Source organism: Subtercola boreus (assembly GCF_003399645.1).
Taxonomy (GTDB): domain Bacteria; phylum Actinomycetota; class Actinomycetes; order Actinomycetales; family Microbacteriaceae; genus Subtercola; species Subtercola boreus_A.
In genome coordinates this window covers 21,874-38,482 of the sequence record NZ_NBXD01000025.1, presented here as the reverse complement: position 1 = coordinate 38,482, position 16,609 = coordinate 21,874, and the positions used below count along the sequence as shown (strand labels likewise).

14 protein-coding genes are annotated in these 16,609 nt (G+C 69.2%); 4 read left to right on the top strand and 10 right to left on the bottom strand.

The genetic code is table 11. The features are described from left to right. Positions 1 to 5 precede the first annotated feature (5 nt). The 3 genes from B7R24_RS12920 (at position 6) to B7R24_RS12910 (ending at position 3,138) form a co-directional block, all read left to right on the top strand. Positions 6 to 746: a PadR family transcriptional regulator gene (locus B7R24_RS12920; RefSeq protein WP_116419385.1), complete on the top strand. Its 741-nt coding sequence runs from the start codon at positions 6 to 8 to the stop codon at positions 744 to 746. Beyond that, on the top strand, positions 739 to 2,391 hold the full coding sequence (locus B7R24_RS12915; protein ID WP_216363692.1) for an MFS transporter: 1,653 nt from the start codon (positions 739 to 741) through the stop codon (positions 2,389 to 2,391). The genes B7R24_RS12920 and B7R24_RS12915 overlap by 8 nt, the downstream gene beginning before the upstream one ends. A gap of 159 nt (positions 2,392 to 2,550) precedes the next feature. Beyond that, complete coding sequence (locus B7R24_RS12910; protein WP_116419384.1) at positions 2,551 to 3,138, top strand: YdeI/OmpD-associated family protein; 588 nt, start codon at positions 2,551 to 2,553, stop codon at positions 3,136 to 3,138. A gap of 99 nt (positions 3,139 to 3,237) precedes the next feature. Here the strand turns inward: B7R24_RS12910 and B7R24_RS12905 are convergent, their stop codons facing one another. The 6 genes from B7R24_RS12905 to B7R24_RS12880 all read right to left on the bottom strand — a co-directional run bounded on the left by B7R24_RS12905 (position 3,238) and on the right by B7R24_RS12880 (position 11,480). Continuing rightward, positions 3,238 to 3,753: a GNAT family N-acetyltransferase gene (locus B7R24_RS12905; protein ID WP_253259458.1), complete on the bottom strand. Its 516-nt coding sequence runs from the start codon at positions 3,751 to 3,753 to the stop codon at positions 3,238 to 3,240. 5 nt (positions 3,754 to 3,758) lie between these two features. Continuing rightward, a complete protein-coding gene (locus B7R24_RS12900; RefSeq protein WP_116419383.1) occupies positions 3,759 to 4,508 on the bottom strand; it encodes a LysR family transcriptional regulator substrate-binding protein in 750 nt (249 codons plus the stop codon). 84 nt (positions 4,509 to 4,592) lie between these two features. Continuing rightward, entirely contained in the window at positions 4,593 to 6,224 is a 1,632-nt protein-coding gene (locus B7R24_RS12895; protein ID WP_116419382.1) for an ABC transporter substrate-binding protein, read from the bottom strand. Positions 6,225 to 6,323: 99 nt separating this feature from the next. Beyond that, on the bottom strand, positions 6,324 to 6,902 hold the full coding sequence (locus tag B7R24_RS12890; RefSeq protein WP_116419381.1) for a hypothetical protein: 579 nt from the start codon (positions 6,900 to 6,902) through the stop codon (positions 6,324 to 6,326). Positions 6,903 to 6,911: 9 nt separating this feature from the next. Then, a complete protein-coding gene (locus B7R24_RS12885) occupies positions 6,912 to 7,928 on the bottom strand; it encodes a hypothetical protein (RefSeq protein WP_116419380.1) in 1,017 nt (338 codons plus the stop codon). 102 nt (positions 7,929 to 8,030) lie between these two features. Then, positions 8,031 to 11,480: a bifunctional proline dehydrogenase/L-glutamate gamma-semialdehyde dehydrogenase gene (locus B7R24_RS12880; protein WP_116419379.1), complete on the bottom strand. Its 3,450-nt coding sequence runs from the start codon at positions 11,478 to 11,480 to the stop codon at positions 8,031 to 8,033. A gap of 187 nt (positions 11,481 to 11,667) precedes the next feature. On the opposite strand from B7R24_RS12880, the gene B7R24_RS12875 reads away from it, so the two are divergent. Further along, positions 11,668 to 12,579, top strand: a complete 912-nt coding sequence (locus B7R24_RS12875) for a LysR family transcriptional regulator (RefSeq protein ID WP_116419463.1) — start codon at positions 11,668 to 11,670, stop codon at positions 12,577 to 12,579. A gap of 47 nt (positions 12,580 to 12,626) precedes the next feature. On the opposite strand, the gene B7R24_RS12870 is transcribed toward B7R24_RS12875, so the two are convergent. The 4 genes from B7R24_RS12870 to B7R24_RS12855 form a co-directional block, all read right to left on the bottom strand. After that, positions 12,627 to 13,340 carry a hypothetical protein gene (locus tag B7R24_RS12870; protein ID WP_367302626.1) on the bottom strand — a complete coding sequence of 238 codons (714 nt, stop codon included), beginning with the start codon at positions 13,338 to 13,340 and terminating at the stop codon, positions 12,627 to 12,629. 67 nt (positions 13,341 to 13,407) lie between these two features. Next, on the bottom strand, positions 13,408 to 14,262 hold the full coding sequence (locus B7R24_RS12865; RefSeq protein ID WP_253259457.1) for an ABC transporter permease: 855 nt from the start codon (positions 14,260 to 14,262) through the stop codon (positions 13,408 to 13,410). After that, positions 14,249 to 15,352, bottom strand: coding sequence for an ABC transporter ATP-binding protein (locus B7R24_RS12860; RefSeq protein WP_116419377.1), 1,104 nt, complete (start codon positions 15,350 to 15,352; stop codon positions 14,249 to 14,251). The genes B7R24_RS12865 and B7R24_RS12860 overlap by 14 nt, the downstream gene beginning before the upstream one ends. Beyond that, positions 15,349 to 16,515 carry a LolA family protein gene (locus B7R24_RS12855; protein ID WP_116419376.1) on the bottom strand — a complete coding sequence of 389 codons (1,167 nt, stop codon included), beginning with the start codon at positions 16,513 to 16,515 and terminating at the stop codon, positions 15,349 to 15,351. The genes B7R24_RS12860 and B7R24_RS12855 overlap by 4 nt, the downstream gene beginning before the upstream one ends. Positions 16,516 to 16,609: the final 94 nt, after the last annotated feature.

Genomic DNA, 16,609 nt, shown 5'->3' with positions numbered 1-16,609 from the left:
CCTGAGTGTCATCCATCCGGCTCTTCATCCTCGGCTCCCTCGCCCAGCACGGCGAGATGCACGGCCACCAGCTGCGCCTGCTGGCCGAAGAGGAGCACGTGCACCTCTGGACCGACATCACCGTCGGGTCGGTGTACGGCGCCATCAAGCGCCTGGCATCCGAGGGGCTCATCGATGTCGTGCGCGTCGAACGCGAGGGAAACTTTCCGGAGCGTCAGATCTACGCCATCAGCGCTTCGGGGCGCGACGCGCTGGCGGGCATCCGGCTCGACCAGCTGACGTCGGTCACGTTCAAGCCCGATCCGTTCGACCTGGCGCTCACCCGGCTCGACGGTGAACGACTGGATGACATGCCGCACGTCATCGAGGGCCGCATCGCCGCGCTGCAGGCGCTTCTCGCCGACACTGAGGCAGCGAACGATCGGGCACTGCCCCATCTGACGCTCAGCGAGAGCTTCGCCATGAAGCATCGCGCGCATCGCATGCGCGGGGAGCTCGACTGGCAACGCGAACTGCTGGCGGCGATGCCCGACATCGTCGCCGACGAACGGCGCCACAACGAGCAGGGGCGCGCACCCCTGCCGACCGTGACGCCGGTGCATGCCGACAACCCTGAGGCGGGCAGCCGGCCGGCGACCGCCGACCGGGCGTCTGTGCCGAAATCGGCCCCGGGCCTCCCTTCGCCCACGTCTTCCACCCACACTCCTCCCGAAACTCCGCCTCGAAAGGCCACCACCCATGTCTGAAGCCACCACCCGGGCCGGGCAGCCCGCGCCCGCCATTCCCAAGCACGCCTGGCAGGCGCTCGTCGTGCTGCTGCTCGGTATGTGCATCGCCCTGCTCGACACCACCATTGTGAATGTCGCTCTGCCGACCATCCGGCAGACCCTCGGCGCCAGCGAATCGACTCTGTCGTGGATCATCTCGGGCTACGCTTTGGCCTTCGGTCTCGCCCTCATCCCGGCCGGCCGGCTCGGCGACCGCATCGGCCACAAGTGGGTGTTCTTCACGGGCATCGCGCTGTTCACCGTGGCGAGCTTCGCCTGCGGTCTCGCGGCGAACGACACGCAGCTCGTGATCGCCCGTGTCGTGCAGGGGCTCGCCGGCGGTATCTTCGTGCCGGCCGTCACCGCGTTCATCCAGCTGCTGTTCCCGCCCATGTCACGCGGCAAGGCCTTCGCCATCATGGGTGCGGTCATCGGTGTGTCGTCGGCGCTCGGCCCGATCATCGGCGGCCTGATCATCCAGGCCTTCGGTGAAGAGAACGGGTGGCGCGGTGTGTTCTTCGTCAACCTGCCCATCGGTGTCGTCACGCTGATCGCCGCCGCGATGCTGCTGCCGAAGAAGAATGCGTCGGATGCTGCACCGCGCGGAGGCATCGACTGGATCGGTCTCGTGCTGATCTCCGGCGCCTTCGTGGCGCTGCTGGTGCCGTTGATCCAGGGCCAGGACGAGGGGTGGCCGCTCTGGACCTACCTCTCCATCGCCGGCGGAATCGTGCTGATCGCGGTCTTCGGCCTCTGGGAGGTCAGCTACACGCGGCGCGGAAAGTCGCCGCTGGTTCCGCCGAGCCTGTTCACGCACCCCGCGTTCACGGGCGGCGTCATCCTGGCACTCGTCTACTTCGCGGCCTTCACCAGCATCTTCTTCACGATCTCGCTGCTCTGGCAGAGTGGTCTCGCACACACGGCCCTCGAGTCGGGTGCCGTGTCGATTCCGTTCGCGATCGGCAGCATCGTGAGCTCGTCGCAGAGCAACCGCCTGTCGCAGAAGCTCGGCCGCAACGTGCTGGTGCTCGGTACGGCACTCGTCGCGATCGGGCTGATCTGGCTCTGGCTCGTGCTGCTGCTCACGCCCGCCTCCGATCTGACGAACTGGGAGCTCATCGCTCCGCTGTTCATCGCCGGCGTCGGCAACGGGTTCTTCATCGCACCGAACGCGCAGTTCATCGTCGCCACCGTCTCGAAGCAGGACGCGGGTGCCGCCAGTGGTGTCATCTCGGCCGTGCAGCGCATCGGCAGCGCGGTCGGCATCGCGATCATCGGCAGCGTGCTGTTCGGTTCGCTCACCATCACCGGCCGTGATGCGGGCGCCGTGGCCACCGGGTTCACCAATGCCGCCGCCTCGGCGATGATGGTCAGCGCCATCTTCGCGGTGGTGGCGTTCGCGCTGGTGTTCACTCTGCCCAAGCGCGTCAACACGTGGGGTGGTGGCGGCGGTGCGCCCGCAGCGGGCGGCGCGGGCGGCACGCCTGCTGGTGCTGGTGCTGGTGCGGGTGCCCACGCGGGTTCGGCGGCTCCCGCCGGTGCCGGCGCGCCTGCCTCAGCCGCCGGAGGCGGTGCCCACGCGGGCACCCCCGCCGCGACATCCGGAGCCCCCACCGGCGCCTGACCCACCCCAGCCTCCGCCCACCCCAGCCTGCCCCGCCCGGCGCGCGGAACCCCGAGAACTGCCTGCACCCGAGACTCCTGACCGGTGTGCAGGCAGTTTTCGTCCGCCCTGCGGGGTTCCGGCCCGACAAGTGGTGTGCGAGTCAATAGTGTGGGGGGCATGGCGGAGAAGGTCGAGCGCGAGATCGTGTACTGCGGGTCGGTCGACGCGTGGCGCACGTGGTTGGCGGAGCATGCGGAGGCGAGTGACGGCATCCGGCTCGCCATCGCGAAGAAGGGCGGCGCCCACCACGGCGTGAGCTACGCCGAAGCTCTCGACGAGGCCCTCTGCGTGGGCTGGATCGACGGGCAGAAGAACAGGCTCGACGACGACCACTTCCTGCAGAACTTCGGGCCCCGCCGGGCACGCAGCATCTGGTCGCAGATCAACCGCGACAAGGCGCTGGCGCTTGTCGCGTCGGGGCGCATGCAGCCCGCCGGGCAGGCGGAGATCGAGAAGGCGCAGCGTGACGGGCGCTGGGAGCGCGCCTACGCCGGGTCGAAGTCGATCGAGGTTCCGGATGATCTGGCCGCCGCGCTCGCCGCGAATCCCGAGGCCCAGGCCTTCTTCGGGACGCTGTCGAGCGTGAACCGCTACGCGATCCTGTTCCGCATCGGGTCGGTCACGCGGGCCGAGACGCGGGCGCGCAAGATCGCCCAGTACGTCGACATGCTGCAGCGCGGCGAGACCCTCTACCCGAAGCGCTGAGCGCGCTCGTCTGGGCGGCGTGCCCGGGCGTGCGGGAAGCGTGGGTTCGGACGGCCTCGTTCCTGGCCCGCGAAAGTGCGGATCGTGCCTCCGCGGCTCTCAGTCGAGCCGCAGCTCGAAGCAGAGGGAGTTCGGGATCGCGCGGATGTAGGGCTCGTAGATCGGGATCGGGGTGTACCCGAGACGGGTGTAGAGCGCGACCGCATCGGGCTGGCGATCGCCGGTCTGAAGGATCATCCGCGGGGCTCCCGGAGCCTCTTCGCGCACGATTCGCTCGAGTTCGTTCATCAGGGCACGGCCCACGCCGAGACCGCGCTGGCCGCCGTCGACGATGACGCGTTTGACCTCCCACTCGCCACGGAGCATCCGCAGGGCCGCGTGAGCGATCGGAACGCCGGCGCCCGCACCGTCGGCGATGACGAGTACCGTGGCGCTCACCTCGGCCGGGTCGAGCGTCAGCACGGCCTGGACGGCCGGATCCATCGGAACGCCGGGCGTGTGGTACCGGGCGCCCATCTCCACGTCCATCCGCGCCCGGAGGGCCACGGCGCGCGGGTCGTCGTACTCCACCCGCTCGAAGTGGAACGGAGGCCGAGGAGCGAGGGATGCAGGCACGGGTTTCAGCGTAACCCGGCCGCCAGCTCCGTGAACGCCACGACAGCCTGGCGGGGCGGCCCGGGTGCGAATGCCAGCGCGAGGCGACGATCGTCGAGCCCCTCCACGGCCAGATACGCGACGTCGGTGCGCCCCTCGGCGTCGGCGGTGGAACGCGGAACGATCACGATCCCGTTCGCGCGCGCAACCTGCTCGAGCTGCAGCGCCAGCGTCGGAAGCACACCGAACGCGAGGCTCGCACGGGTGCCGATGGTGGGTCCGCGCAGCTCGTGGGCACGCTCACGCCATTCGGGCACTGCGTCGGGGTTCTGCAGCAGGTGGTGGTGTGCGAGGTCGTCCAACGACACCGAGGATCGGCCCGCCAGCGCATCCCCGGCCGCCAGCGCAGCGACGTGCTGCTCGGTACCGAACGAGGCGACTCGAAGCCCGTGGAGGTGCGCCGGCAGGCGCACGACGCCGACATCGGCAGCCCCTGTCCGCACCGCCCGCGCGGCCGACTGCGAACGCGTGACGGTCACCGAGAGGTGGGGGTTCTGGCCGCCGAAGGCATCGACGAGGTCGTCGAGCGGGATGCCCGGGGCCGCTGCAATGGTGAAGAAGGCACCCCGATCGGCCAGAGCCGGAGCCGGAGCCGGTGCCGAGGCCGCAGCGCGCAGCGCCCGCGCCGCGGCGACCAGCGCGTCACCCTCCGGCGTGCCCGAGTGCTGTTCGGCCAGGGCGACGAGCCGGTCGAGCTCGACGATACTGCGGATCATGCGTCTCCCTCGACTGCTTCGACTCCCGTAGCGTACGCCGCAACGAGCCCGCCCGCACCCTCCTGTGCTCCTACCGCTGCGCTCCTACCGTTGCACCCACGCGTCGTACAGCGTCGGCGTCGACACGGTCGGCAACGCCCGCACCCCCTGCACGGCCGAGCGCAGCAGGAAGTGGTTCTGCTGGTCGTACAGCGGCAGGATGTAGAACCCCTCCAGCACGATCTTCTGCGCATCCGCATAGAACGACGAACGCTGGTCGGCATCGGTGCTCTGGGCGGCGCGGGTGAGCAGATCATCCAGGGCCGGGTTCTTCACCTGGGCATGGTTGGCAAAGTACCCACTGGGTGCCCGAACCGTTCCCGAGCTGTCGAACAGAATGCGCAGCACGTCAGGGCCGACCTTTGTGTAGGGCGCGCTCACCAGGTTGTAGTCGTTCGTTCCGAGAGCGGCGTACCAGCTCGAGAGGTCGAGAGGAGCGAGGTCGACCTTGAACCCGGCCTCCTTCGAGGTGGCCTGGATCTGTTCGAACAGCGACTGCTCGGCCGGGATGGACTGGTTCGTCGACACCGGGAACGCCAGTTCGAGCACCTGCCCGTCTTTCGTGCGGTAGCCCTCGCTGTTGCGCGCGGTCCAGCCCGCGGCATCCAGCAGCGACGCGGCGGCGGCCTGGTCGTAGGTGAAGAGATCGGGCTCCGAGACTGCGTCGGGCTCCACGCTCGACAGTGCCGAGTACGAGCGCGTGGCGGTTCCGAAGAACAGGCTCTTCACTCCGCTGTCGACATCGGACGAACGGATGAACGCCTCACGCACCTTCGCGTCGTCGAACGGTGCCTTGCTCGAATTCAACTCGATGCGATTGGAAGCCCCCGGCCGCGGTGCATCGATCGCCAGCAGAGTGTTGTTCGACGCGGCCTGCGACAGGATGTCGGGCTGCACATTGTCGATCATGTCGACCGACCCCGTCTGCAGGGCGGCGAAGCGCGAGGCGGGGTCGGGCAGGAACGTCCAGTCGATCTCGTCGAGGTAGGCGGCCCCGGTGTGCCCGGCATCGGCGGGCGGAGAGGTGTACGCATCGTTGCGGGTCAGGATGATCGACTGCTGCCGGTTCCACTTCGTCACCACGAACGGGCCGGTGCCCACCGGCGAGGCGCAGTTGTCCGCCTGCGGGCGCGCGATCGCCGTGGGCGACTCCATGGCGAGCCAGGGCTGCGAGAGCGAGTCGAGCAGTGCGCTGTCAGGCTCACTCAGGTCGAAACGCGCGGTACGGGCATCCACTGCTTCGACCTTCGCGACTTTCTGCAGCGCGAGGTAGCCGGTCGATGAGCCGGTCGCGGGGTTCTGGATGTGGGCCACGTTGGCGGCGACAGCCGCTGCATCGAACGGCGTGCCGTCGGTGAAGGTGACGCCGCTCTTGAGGGTGAAGGTGACGCTGAGGCCGTCGTCGGCCGTGACCCAGGAGTCGGCGAGCCACGGAATGTTCTTTCCGCTCGTGTCTTTCGAAACGAGCGACTCGAGGTACTGCGTCGCGACGAGAGCCTGCGGGTAGTTGCCGCCGACATGCGGGTCGAGGCAGGTCGGCTCCGCGTCGCCGCTCGCGTAGACGAGTTTTCCGCCGGCGACCGGAGTCGACGACGTGCTGGCCGGCGTCGAGGTGCACCCGGCGAGCAGTGCGGCGAGAGCGAGGCTCGCGAAGAGGGGCAGGGTTCTACGGCGCACGGCAAAGCTCTCTTGACACAATGGGGATTGAACTCAGGGGGGATCTGAACACAGGGGGGATCTGAACACAGTGGGTATTTGTGGACTCAGTCCACAATCCTACGGTGATTCCGGATGCCCGCCCTCCCTCGGCTCGAGCCCGATCCGGTCGGGTACCGACCGGGCCACGTCGTGCAACCAGGGCTCGGGTTTCGGCCACGCCCGCCCGGTCGGCAGCTGGCCGAGCACCCGCGACAGCGGGGTGCGCCCCTCGGTGAACGGGATCACCCGCGTCGGTGCCGCCTGCGGCAGCACCCCGAGCCACCAGTGCTTCCAGGTCGGCGCCAGCGACTCCGGCTCCAGCACGATGTAGTAGTCGGGCAGGCTCAGGATGCCGCGCTCGAGCGAGGCGACCACCCGGTCGACCTCGAGATCGAGGGTGCCCAGCGTCGAGAGGTCGTCGAAGAACTCCACCCAGGCGGCGGCGACATGTCCCAGCGGGTCGCGGTCGTGAACGACGTAGGGTGCATCGGACTGGCTCACCCAGCGTTCGACGTCTTCGTCGGTGACCCCACCGCCGACACCCGCGTCACCGGTGAAACTCGTGACCCGTACGTTCTTCAGCCGGCTGAGGGCGCCGATCGCTGCGGCCGACTCAGTGCCGACCAGAACGAGTGTGGTGCTGCGTGTGCTCCCCATGACGAGAGCCTACGTGCCGAACCCGTCGTTGCCGCGAACGCGTGAGACGAATTGCTGCACACCGCCCTGGTCGAGGTAGTCGGCCTCGTTCAGGCGCCGAAACCCGGTGAGCAACCGGATGGTCGACACACCGTATGTCGCCTGCACCGCACGCTCGAGGGCGGCCAGCCCCGAGAACCCCGAGCTCGTCGCTGCCGCGACCATGGAGGGTGCGGCGTCGGTGTTGGGTGTGCTGAGCTTCGAGATGGCGCTGGTGAGGCGCCTCGACTCGATGGTCGCCGCAATGGTCTCGCCGCTTCCTGTGTCGTCGAACACCGTCTTCAGCTCGTCGATACGAATGCCGAGCCGATGGGCGAGCACGGCCGGTGTGAACGCGCGGTCGGTGAACGATCGTGAGATGACGGACTCGGCGCGGTTGCGAAGGCGACGTTCGTCGAGCCGCCCTGAGCTCACCTGCCCCTCGTCTGCGATGAACAGCCCCGCCACGAGCTGGGCGAGGATCGTCGCGGTGGGCTCGGTCGGAATCGAATTGTGCTGGATGATCGGCAGCAGGGTCTGCAGAAAGGGCAGGAGCGGGTCGCGGAGGAGGGCCGAGTAACTGAGCCCGCCGAAGGTGCCGCGGGGATGGATGCCGTGGTTGGCGAGCTCCTCGCAGGTGACACTGACGATCAGAACGTGCGACGGTGCTGGATTGGCTGCGGCGATGGCGTAGTGCCCGGTCAGGTACGCGGCAGTACCTTCGAGAAAGCGCAGGTGCGCCTCTCCGTCGGTGATGGTGAACTCACCCTCCAGGAGGAAGGCCACGCTCAGGTAGGTGCTGCTGTTCTCGAAACCGCCGTCGCGCACGGCCGCTGGCCCGAACATCGCCGGCGAGAAGCTCAGGTCGGAGAGCAGTACATCTCCGAACGACCAGTGCGCCCCGCGCATCCAGAATCCCTCAGGATCGTCGGAGGAGACATTTCCTTCGGCGAGGGACAGCCCTTCGGCACCCGACAGATCGAAGTGTGCACGGGTGCTCGCGGTCATTGGGGCCCTACCGGTGACCAGGTCTGGGACCACCACGCTCGTGCCCAACCTAGTCGCTGTCTGCCCCGATGCCACGTTTTTTGCGGCAATTCTCCCTCGCGTTCAGACAACCCCGTCAGAGAGTGTGCTGGGTGCCCCGAACCGGTGACGCGTGATGCTGATCGCCTGTTCGTGCAGGAACGGCAGCAGCTCGAGACGACCCGCGGATGTCACGGGGTTGTCGTACACCGCGAGATCCGGTCGCCCGCCGGTGGCCTCGGCCAGTGCGGAGCGGCTGCCCCCGATGAGCCGCACTCTCTGCAGGGGCAGAGTGGATGCCCGCCTGAGCCATTCTGCATCAGTCTCGACCGTCAGCTGTGCGATCGGCGGGAGGCCCGCGGCTGCGGCAGCGGGAACCGCGATCGCGCTCGAGACCTCTACGGGGGCCCCAGCCGTCTGGGCCGCAGACAGCACGCGCACCAGCAGTTCGACCGGCTCGCCCTCGCTCAGGCGAATCGTCACCGGCAGGGGGCGGTAGCGAAAGATGTTGCGCTCAGCGGTGAGGCCCGAGACGTCTTTCGCCGTGCCGAACTCGGTCGCCCATGCAGCGCGGTCGCTCTCTTTCGAGCGGGCCAGGAAGACGTCGGCCGGTGCGTCCTCCTCGGGAACCCACGAGCCCAGACCGAACAGGTAGTTCGGCCCGCCGGCCTTGGTGCCTGCGCCGACGGCCGACTTCTTCCAGCCGCCGAACGGCTGGCGTCGCACGATCGCGCCCGTCGTTCCGCGGTTCACGTAGAGGTTGCCCGCCTGAACCGTGTCGAGCCACAGGCGCAACTCGTCGGGGTCGAGGGAGTGCAGCCCCGCCGTCAGGCCGTAGTCGACCTCGTTCTGGAGGGCGATCGCCTCTTCCAGCGTTTCGGCGGTCATGATGCCGAGCACCGGCCCGAAGTACTCGGTCAGGTGGAACTCCGACCCCCGGGCGACGCCCGTGCGCAGCCCGGCGCTCCACAACCGACCGCTGTCGTCGAGCTGTCGGGGCTCGACCGCCCAGGTCTCGCCCGGCTTCAGGGTGGTCAGGGCATCCAGCAGTTTGCCGGTCGCCCTCTCGATGATCGGGCCCATCTGCGTGGTCGGATCGGCGGGGTAGCCCACCTTGAGGGCCCTGACCGCGTCGACCAGCTGGTTGTTGAAGCGGGCCGAGGTCGCCGCGGAGCCGACGAGAATGACGAGCGATGCTGCCGAGCACTTCTGGCCGGCGTGGCCGAAGGCCGACGAGACCACGTCTTTGACGGCCAGGTCGAAGTCGGCGCTGGGGGTGACGATGATGGCGTTCTTGCCGCTCGTCTCCGCGAGCAGCGGCAGGTCGGTGCGGAACGAGCGGAACAGCTCCGCGGTCTCGAAGGCCCCGGTCAGAATGACCCGGTCGACGCGGCGGTCGGAGACCAGCTGGCGGCCGAGTCGCTGCTCGTCGAGGGTGACGAGCTTGAGAACGGAGCGCGGCACCCCGGCCTCCCACAGCGCCTCGACCAGCACCGCACCGCAGCGGGCGGCCTGCGGTGCGGGCTTCATGATGACCGACGACCCGGCGGCGAGAGCGGCGAGCGTCGACCCGGCGGGAATGGCGACCGGAAAGTTCCACGGCGGGGAGACCACCGTGACGGCGGCGGAAACGAAGCGCGCTCCGTCGATCTGGTCGAGTTCGAGGGCCGAACCGGCATAGAACCGGGCGAAGTCGATGGCCTCGGAGACCTCGGGATCGGACTGGTCGAGCGTCTTGCCCGTCTCGCTGGCCATCACCTCGAGCAGGTCGCCGCGGTGTTCGGCCAATCGGTCTGCCGCGCGGTTCAGGATGACCGCCCGCTCCAGCCCGCTGAGGGCGGCCCAGCCCGCGGCGCTGTCGCGCGCATCCTGGATGACGGCGTCGAGCTCGGCCTCAGAGGTGAGCTCGGCGCGGGCAACCCCGCCGGCGCCGAGGGTCGAGCCCTCCACCCGTGACAGGATCTCGCGGCCCCACACCCGGTTCGCGGGCAGCGCAGGGTCGGTGTCGGGGGTGTTCACGAACGGAGGGATCGAGGGGGCGTCGGCGGTGGCTGGGGCGAGGGCCTCCGCCGGGGCGCCGTGGTGCGATGCCTCTGCCGCCCGGTTCTGACCCCGCCGCGGCGCCGGAACGCTCTCGTCGAGGTCGGCCAGCGAGTCGACGAAGCGTTCCCGCTCGCGCTCGAACAGCGCCTCGTTCTCGGTGAGTTCGAACACCGCCGACATGAAGTTCTCCTGGCTGGCGCCCTCCTCCAACCGGCGGATGAGGTACGCGATGGCGACGTCGAACTCCTTCGGGTGAACGACCGGTGTGTACAGGAGCAGTCCGCCGACATCCTTCTTGACGGCTTCGGCCTGGCCCTGGGCCATGCCGAGCAGCATCTCGAACTCGATTCCGCTCTCGACGCCGCGCTTCTTCGCGAGCAGCCAGGCGAAGGCGAGGTCGAACAGGTTGTGACCGGCGACGCCGATGCGCACATTGCCGATGCGGTCGGGGTGCAGGGCGTACCCCACGAGCCGCTTGTAGTTCGTGTCGGAATCCTGCTTCGTGCTCCAGGTGGCCAGCGGCCAGTCGTGCAGCGAAGCCTCGACGAGCTCCATCGAGAGGTTGGCGCCCTTCACGATGCGTACCTTGATCGCGGCTCCGCCGTCGGCGCGGCGCGCGGCGGCCCACTCCTGCAGGCGAACCATCGCTTCGACCGCGTCGGGCAGGTAGGCCTGCAGCACGATTCCCGCCTCGAGGTGCTTCAGGTGCGGCAGGTCGAGGATGCGTGTGAAGACGGCGATCGTGAGGTCGAGGTCTTTGTACTCCTCCATGTCGAGGTTGATGAATTTGGGCTTCTCAAAGGAGGCGGCCCGCTCGAACAGAGGGGTGAGGCTCGAGACGACATGGTCGACGGCCTCGTCGAATGCCCAGACGGAGTGCGGAGCGACGGTCGAGGAGACCTTGATCGAGACATAGTCGACGTCGTCACGGGCGAGCAGCCGGTGTGTGCCGTGCAGGCGTCGTTCGGCCTCGTGCTCACCCAGCACCGCCTCGCCCAGCAGGTTCATGTTGAGCCGCACGCCATCGGTTCTGATCTTCGCGATGGCGGTGCCCAGCCTCTGGTCGGTCGCGTCGATGATGAGGTGCCCGACCATCCGTCGGAGAACGGTGCGGCTGGCGGGTACGACAAGCCCGGGAAGCACGGGCGCCATGACGCCGCCGAGCCGTACGAGTCCCTTGAGATACCACGGCAGGAAAGCGGGTACCTTCGGGGCGAGCTCGGCGAGGTTGCGCGCAGCGACCCTGAGGTCTTCGGGACGCACGACACCGTCGACGAAGCCGACGGTGAAGGCCAGGCCGTTCGGGTCTTTCAGCACGCCGGCGAGCTGGGTCGCCGAGGAGTCGACGGGCTGGTTCGACGACGCGGCAAGCCAGCGACGCACCAGGGCGACGACGTCATCGATGAGGCCGGCGGCCTCCATGCGAAGGGCGTCGGGCTCGGAAGAGCCGGCTCCGGCGGTCGAACCTGGTGTCGTGTCGAGGTCGGTCATGGGGGGCTCTCCAGCGGGATCGGGTGGGTCTGAGGGTTCCGGTCCCGACCATTCTGCAAGGCAAGTCTCATAAGATAAAGCGATCTTTACTTATCAGTAGCGATAAGCTGTGCTTACCGAACTTATCCACAGGCGGCTGCGCTCGTGACATCCCAGCGCCGAACGACATGCCGACGACAGGATGCCCGTGCTCGATGTTCGAAGGCTCCGCCTGTTGCGCGAGCTCGCGCTCCGCGGCACTCTCGCGGGCGTCGCCGCCGCGCTCAACCAGAGCCCCTCGTCGGTCTCCCAGCAGCTCGCCCAGCTCGAGGCGGAGGTCGGGGTCGAGCTTCTGCGCAAGAGCGGTCGGCGTGTGCAGCTCACCGCCCAGGCCGAGATCCTCGTCGGGCACACCGCCGCTGTGCTCGAGCGGCTCGAACTCGCGGAGTCCGAGCTCGCCGACTCCCTCAGCCAGGCCACCGGCGTGGTGCGCATCGCGGTGTTCCAGTCCGCGGCCCTCGCCCTCATGCCGGCGGCCCTCAGCCTGCTCGCCGCCGAGCATCCCAGGCTCCGCGTCGAGATGACCCAGCGCGAGCCCGAGACGGCGCTCTACGAGACGTGGGCTCGCGACTACGACCTGGTCATCGCGGAGCAGTACCCCGGCCACACCGCCCCGCGGCTGCCCGAGCTCGACCGGCTCAACCTCACCACCGACGCTCTGCGGCTCGCGGTGCCGGGGCTGGACGGCGATCTCAGAGCGATCACCTCGCTCCAAGCCGCGGCCGAAGCGGCCTGGGTGATGGAGCCGCGCGGCGCCGCCTCACGACACTGGGCGGAACAGGCCTGCCGCCAGGCGGGTTTCGAGCCCGATGTGCGGTTCGAGACCGCCGACCTGCAAGCCCAGATGCGCCTCATCGAATCGGGCAACGCCGTCGCTCTGATGCCCGACCTGGTCTGGACCGATCGCGGTACCACCGCCCGTCTCATCGACCTGCCGGGTGCACCGCACCGCACCGTCTTCACCTCGGTGCGCCGGGCGAGCGCGGCCCGCCCGGGCATCATCGCCTGCCGGGAGGTGCTGGCGCGCATCGCGGCGGCCCAGCCCGCGCCGCCGCGCTGACCTGCCGCCGCGCTGACCTGCTGCCGCCTGTCGATCCCTGCGGGGGGTCAGGGGCGGCGGCGCGGCATCCGGATGCTCGTGACGATGTCGACGAGGGTCGGCGTCGCGGGCGCAGAGCCGAACCCGAAGGTCACCGGGGGTTCGAGGCGGCGCAGTTCGCCCATCGGGACTCCACTCCAGGTCGCCTCGATCGACGTGATCGCCCGCGCCCGCGTCACCCCGTAGTACTCACGGCGGCCGTTCCCGGCAGAACCGCTCGTGCGCGCGCCCGGAACGAGCATCCGTGCCACCGGATCGATCACCCGAAGCCAGGCCGGATGCACGGCCACTGCCCGCGGAACACTCCGCAGTGCCCGTCCGATCGCCGTCGGAGAACCGATCGCGAGGCGCACCTCCAGTGGCCCCGCCAGCACCCGGAGCCCACCGCGCACCCGGCCCCACCGCACCTCCACCACCCGCACCTCGTCGAACGAGTACGTCGCCGCCACGTACTCGGCCACCGCCGCGCTGGGCGCGAGCAGCAGCCGGTGCCCGCCGGAGGGGCCCGCCCCACTGCTCGGGCTCGCGTCCCGGCCGGCGCCACGGCCGCCGCCCCGGCCGCCGCCCATGCCGCTGCCCTCAATACCCGGCTCGAACTCCACCATCACGTCGGCGAACCGTCCGAACGGCGACGTCTCCCACATTCCGACCACGACCCGCGTGCCCACCCCGGTGCCGAATCCCGCGATACGCCCCTCGAACCGCTCGACGCGCCCCATCATTTTGATCGCCCACTTCTGCTCAACTGAGACAGTCTCACTGAATCCGCTACCATCTGCCAATGTCTCCCTACGACAGCACGTCCTTCGACGCGAAGCGACCGTAGGCGAGAGCGCCGAACACGACCACGTAGCCGAGTTGCAGCAGCGCGTTCGACCCGAACGACGACCACTCGATGGGCTGCCGCAGCAGGTCGGCGAAGTTCAGCCAGTAGTGACTGAACAGCCACGGGTGAAGCCCGTCCAGCTGGGGCAGCGAGTCGAGCACCTGGGCCAGGATCGAGATCACCACGGTCGCTGCCATGGCTCCCACCGGAACATCCGTCAGCGTCGAGATGAACATCCCGATCGCGGTGAGCCCGAGCAGTGAGACCGTCACGTAGGCCGCGATGAGCAGCGCTCTCAGCAGGGCGTCGCCCACCCCGATCGTGTCGCCCGACAGCAGCGTCACCGGCCCGATCTGGAACAGCGCCGCCCCGATCAGCACCCCCGCCAGCACGACCATGATCGTGGCCGCGAGACAGAAGGCCATGGCCGCGACGAACTTCACGACGAGGAGGCGGGTGCGCCCCACGGGTGAGACGAGCAGGTACCGAAGCGTTCCGAGGCTCGCCTCGCCGGCAATGGTGTCGCCGGCGACCACACCGACGGTCAGTGGCAGGAAGAGCGGAATGCAGATGGTCAGCGCCACCAGCGCCACGAACAGACCGTTCTCACTGATCTGACCGATGAACGCGGGCCCCCGCCCCGAGCTTCCGGCCGACGACAGTCTCACGGCCACCGCCACCAGCACCGGGATCAGCGCGAGCGCAGCGAGCATCACCCACGTGCGGCGACGCCGGAACAGCACCGCCAGCTCCGACCCCATCAGCGCCCACCCGGCAGACTTCCGGCGCGTGGCCACACTCGACTCACTGGGCAACATCGAATCCCTCCCCGGTGAGCGCGACGAAGAGGTCCTCGAGCGTCGCCCGCTCCACCGCGAATCCGCGCACGCGCACGTCTGCCGCAACCAGTGCAGCCACGATCACGTCGGGCGCCGGGCCGTAGGCCCCGTCGGCCGTGCCGGCTGCGCTTTCCGCGCCCTCCTCGTGGGAGCCCGGGGCGGTGAGGGGAGCGGTGACGACCTCACCGTCGAGCGGATGCCCGGCTGCTCCGCCCGCGTCAGCAGACTCCGGCCCGACTGAACCGCCCCCGGAGGCCGAAGTGCCGCCGGGCATCCCGCCCCCCGGCGCATCGGGACGGAGCCCGAGCTCCGCGAGCACACGGCGCGCCGCGGCCGCGTCGGGCGTCAGCACGCGCACGCGCGCCTGCCCCTCGCGCCGCAGCTCGTCGAGGCTGCCCTGCGCAACGAGGGTTCCGGCGCGCATGACGGCGGCGTGCGTGCACATCTGCTCGATCTCGGCGAGGAGGTGACTCGACACGAAGACGGTCGTTCCCTCGGCCGTCAGCGAGCGCACGAGATTGCGCACCTCGCGCGTGCCCTGCGGGTCGAGCCCGTTGGTCGGTTCGTCGAGCACGATGAGTTCGCGCGGGGTCAGCAGAGCGTTGGCGATCCCGAGGCGCTGCTTCATGCCGAGGGAGTACGCGTGCACCCTCTTGTCGGCTGCGTGGGTGAGGCCGACCCGCTCGAGCGCCTCGGCGACACGCGTCCTACGGGTCGCGCTGCAGGCGAAGCGGTCAGCGCTGTCGAGCCGGTTCAGGTTCGCCGTGCCCGACAGGAACGGGTAGAAGCCGGGGCCCTCGATGAGTGCTCCGACCCGCGGCAGCACCGCTTGCGCCTGCCGTGGCATCTGCTCTCCCAGCAGGGAGATCTCGCCGCGGGTGGCCGAGGCGAGCCCGAGCAGCATCCGGATGCTCGTAGTCTTGCCCGAACCGTTGGGCCCGAGAAAACCGAACACCGACCCGCTGGGCACTCTGAGATCGATGCCGTTCACGACCGTCTGCTTGCCGAACACCTTGGTGAGCCCGGTGGTCTGGATGGCCAGCCGGGTCGGCACCGCCGGTTCGGTCACTGGACGGCAGCAGCCTCGAGGGCCTCCGCCGACACCGACCCGGCGAACACGCGACCGTCGCTCGCGACGAACACGTTCACGAGGGTGGTCGAGAGCAGGTGGCCGCCGTCGACGGCGGTGGTCAGCTGGGAGAGGAGAGGCGACGAGGTCAGCGCCTGGGTGTCGGATCCGGCGGGCAGTTCGACGATCGAACTCCAGCCGGTGCCGGTCACGATGGGCTTGGCGTCGGCGGGCACGGCATCCGTCGCGGAGTCATTGTCGGGCGTCTTGTGCGGAGCGGCTGCCGAAGACCCGTCGGCTGCGGTGGGGGCGGTCTTCTCGGTGACGGTCTTCTCGGTGATGGTCGTGCCGGCCGGAGGGGTGAAGGAGAAGAGGTCTGCCGACGGAATGGCGAGACTGAGGTCGGTGAAGGCGGTGGAGAACGCCGGATCGGCGGCACCACGGGCCGTCACCTCGACGCGCAGGGCGAGGCCCGTCTCCGAGTCGACAGCGATCGAGACCGCACCGACGAGGGAGTCGGTGACCTGGGGGGTGAGAACGAGGTCGTAGGCCGAGCGGCCGGCGACCGTGACGTCTCCGCCGACCGAGACGACGGTGGTCGGGTCGACCGCGTCGAGGAACTTCTGGGCCAGCTGCTCGGGGGTGGCGGTCTGCTCGGGACTCGTGGGCAGAGCATCCTGAGCCGGCTTCGCGGCCGTGGCATGCACCGCTGTCTGCTTGCTGGAGTCGTACAGCCAGAGCGAATCGCCCTGCTTGACGACATCGCGCTCGGCCAGCTGGTCGAGCACCTGAACACGCAGGTTGCTCGGGCCGTCGACGAAGACGCGGGCGGTGTGGGTGCCCGTGAGCAGTTCGAGCGCCGACGAGACGGCGGCGCTGCCATCGGAGGCCGAGTCGGTGGAACCAGAGCCGGAGCCGGAGGAGCCGGAGCTCGACGACCCGACGCCCGCAGGCAGAGAGGGCAGGCCGAGGTCGGAGGTCTGCTCAACCGTTCCGGAGAACGCCGAGACGGAGCTGTTCGCAGCCAGTGCGAGCACATCCTGCGCGGATTTCGTGGGCAGTCCCGCCGATGCATTGGCCGCCAGCGGTACTGTCGCGGCGACACCCGCGACTACGACGACGCCGACGGCGGCGGGAATCCAGCGCTTCCAAACCTGTGCCATGGAACTGCTCCTCATAGTGCTGCAGTGCATACCGAACCGACGCCGTGCGGCGCCCGATTCCGAGTGGGACACTACACCTGATTTCCGCGATTTG

Bases quoted from the DNA above. Each gene is read 5' to 3' on its own strand.
- B7R24_RS12865 (WP_253259457.1), bottom strand. From the start codon at position 14,262: ATGTTGCCCAGTGAGTCGAGTGTGGCCACGCGCCGGAAGTCTGCCGGG.
- B7R24_RS12890 (WP_116419381.1), bottom strand. From the start codon at position 6,902: ATGGGGAGCACACGCAGCACCACACTCGTTCTGGTCGGCACTGAGTCG.
- B7R24_RS12880 (WP_116419379.1), bottom strand. From the start codon at position 11,480: ATGACCGACCTCGACACGACACCAGGTTCGACCGCCGGAGCCGGCTCT.
- B7R24_RS12885 (WP_116419380.1), bottom strand. From the start codon at position 7,928: ATGACCGCGAGCACCCGTGCACACTTCGATCTGTCGGGTGCCGAAGGG.
- B7R24_RS12855 (WP_116419376.1), bottom strand. From the start codon at position 16,515: ATGGCACAGGTTTGGAAGCGCTGGATTCCCGCCGCCGTCGGCGTCGTC.
- B7R24_RS12870 (WP_367302626.1), bottom strand. From the start codon at position 13,340: ATGATGGGGCGCGTCGAGCGGTTCGAGGGGCGTATCGCGGGATTCGGC.
- B7R24_RS12915 (WP_216363692.1), top strand. From the start codon at position 739: ATGTCTGAAGCCACCACCCGGGCCGGGCAGCCCGCGCCCGCCATTCCC.
- B7R24_RS12900 (WP_116419383.1), bottom strand. From the start codon at position 4,508: ATGATCCGCAGTATCGTCGAGCTCGACCGGCTCGTCGCCCTGGCCGAA.
- B7R24_RS12910 (WP_116419384.1), top strand. From the start codon at position 2,551: ATGGCGGAGAAGGTCGAGCGCGAGATCGTGTACTGCGGGTCGGTCGAC.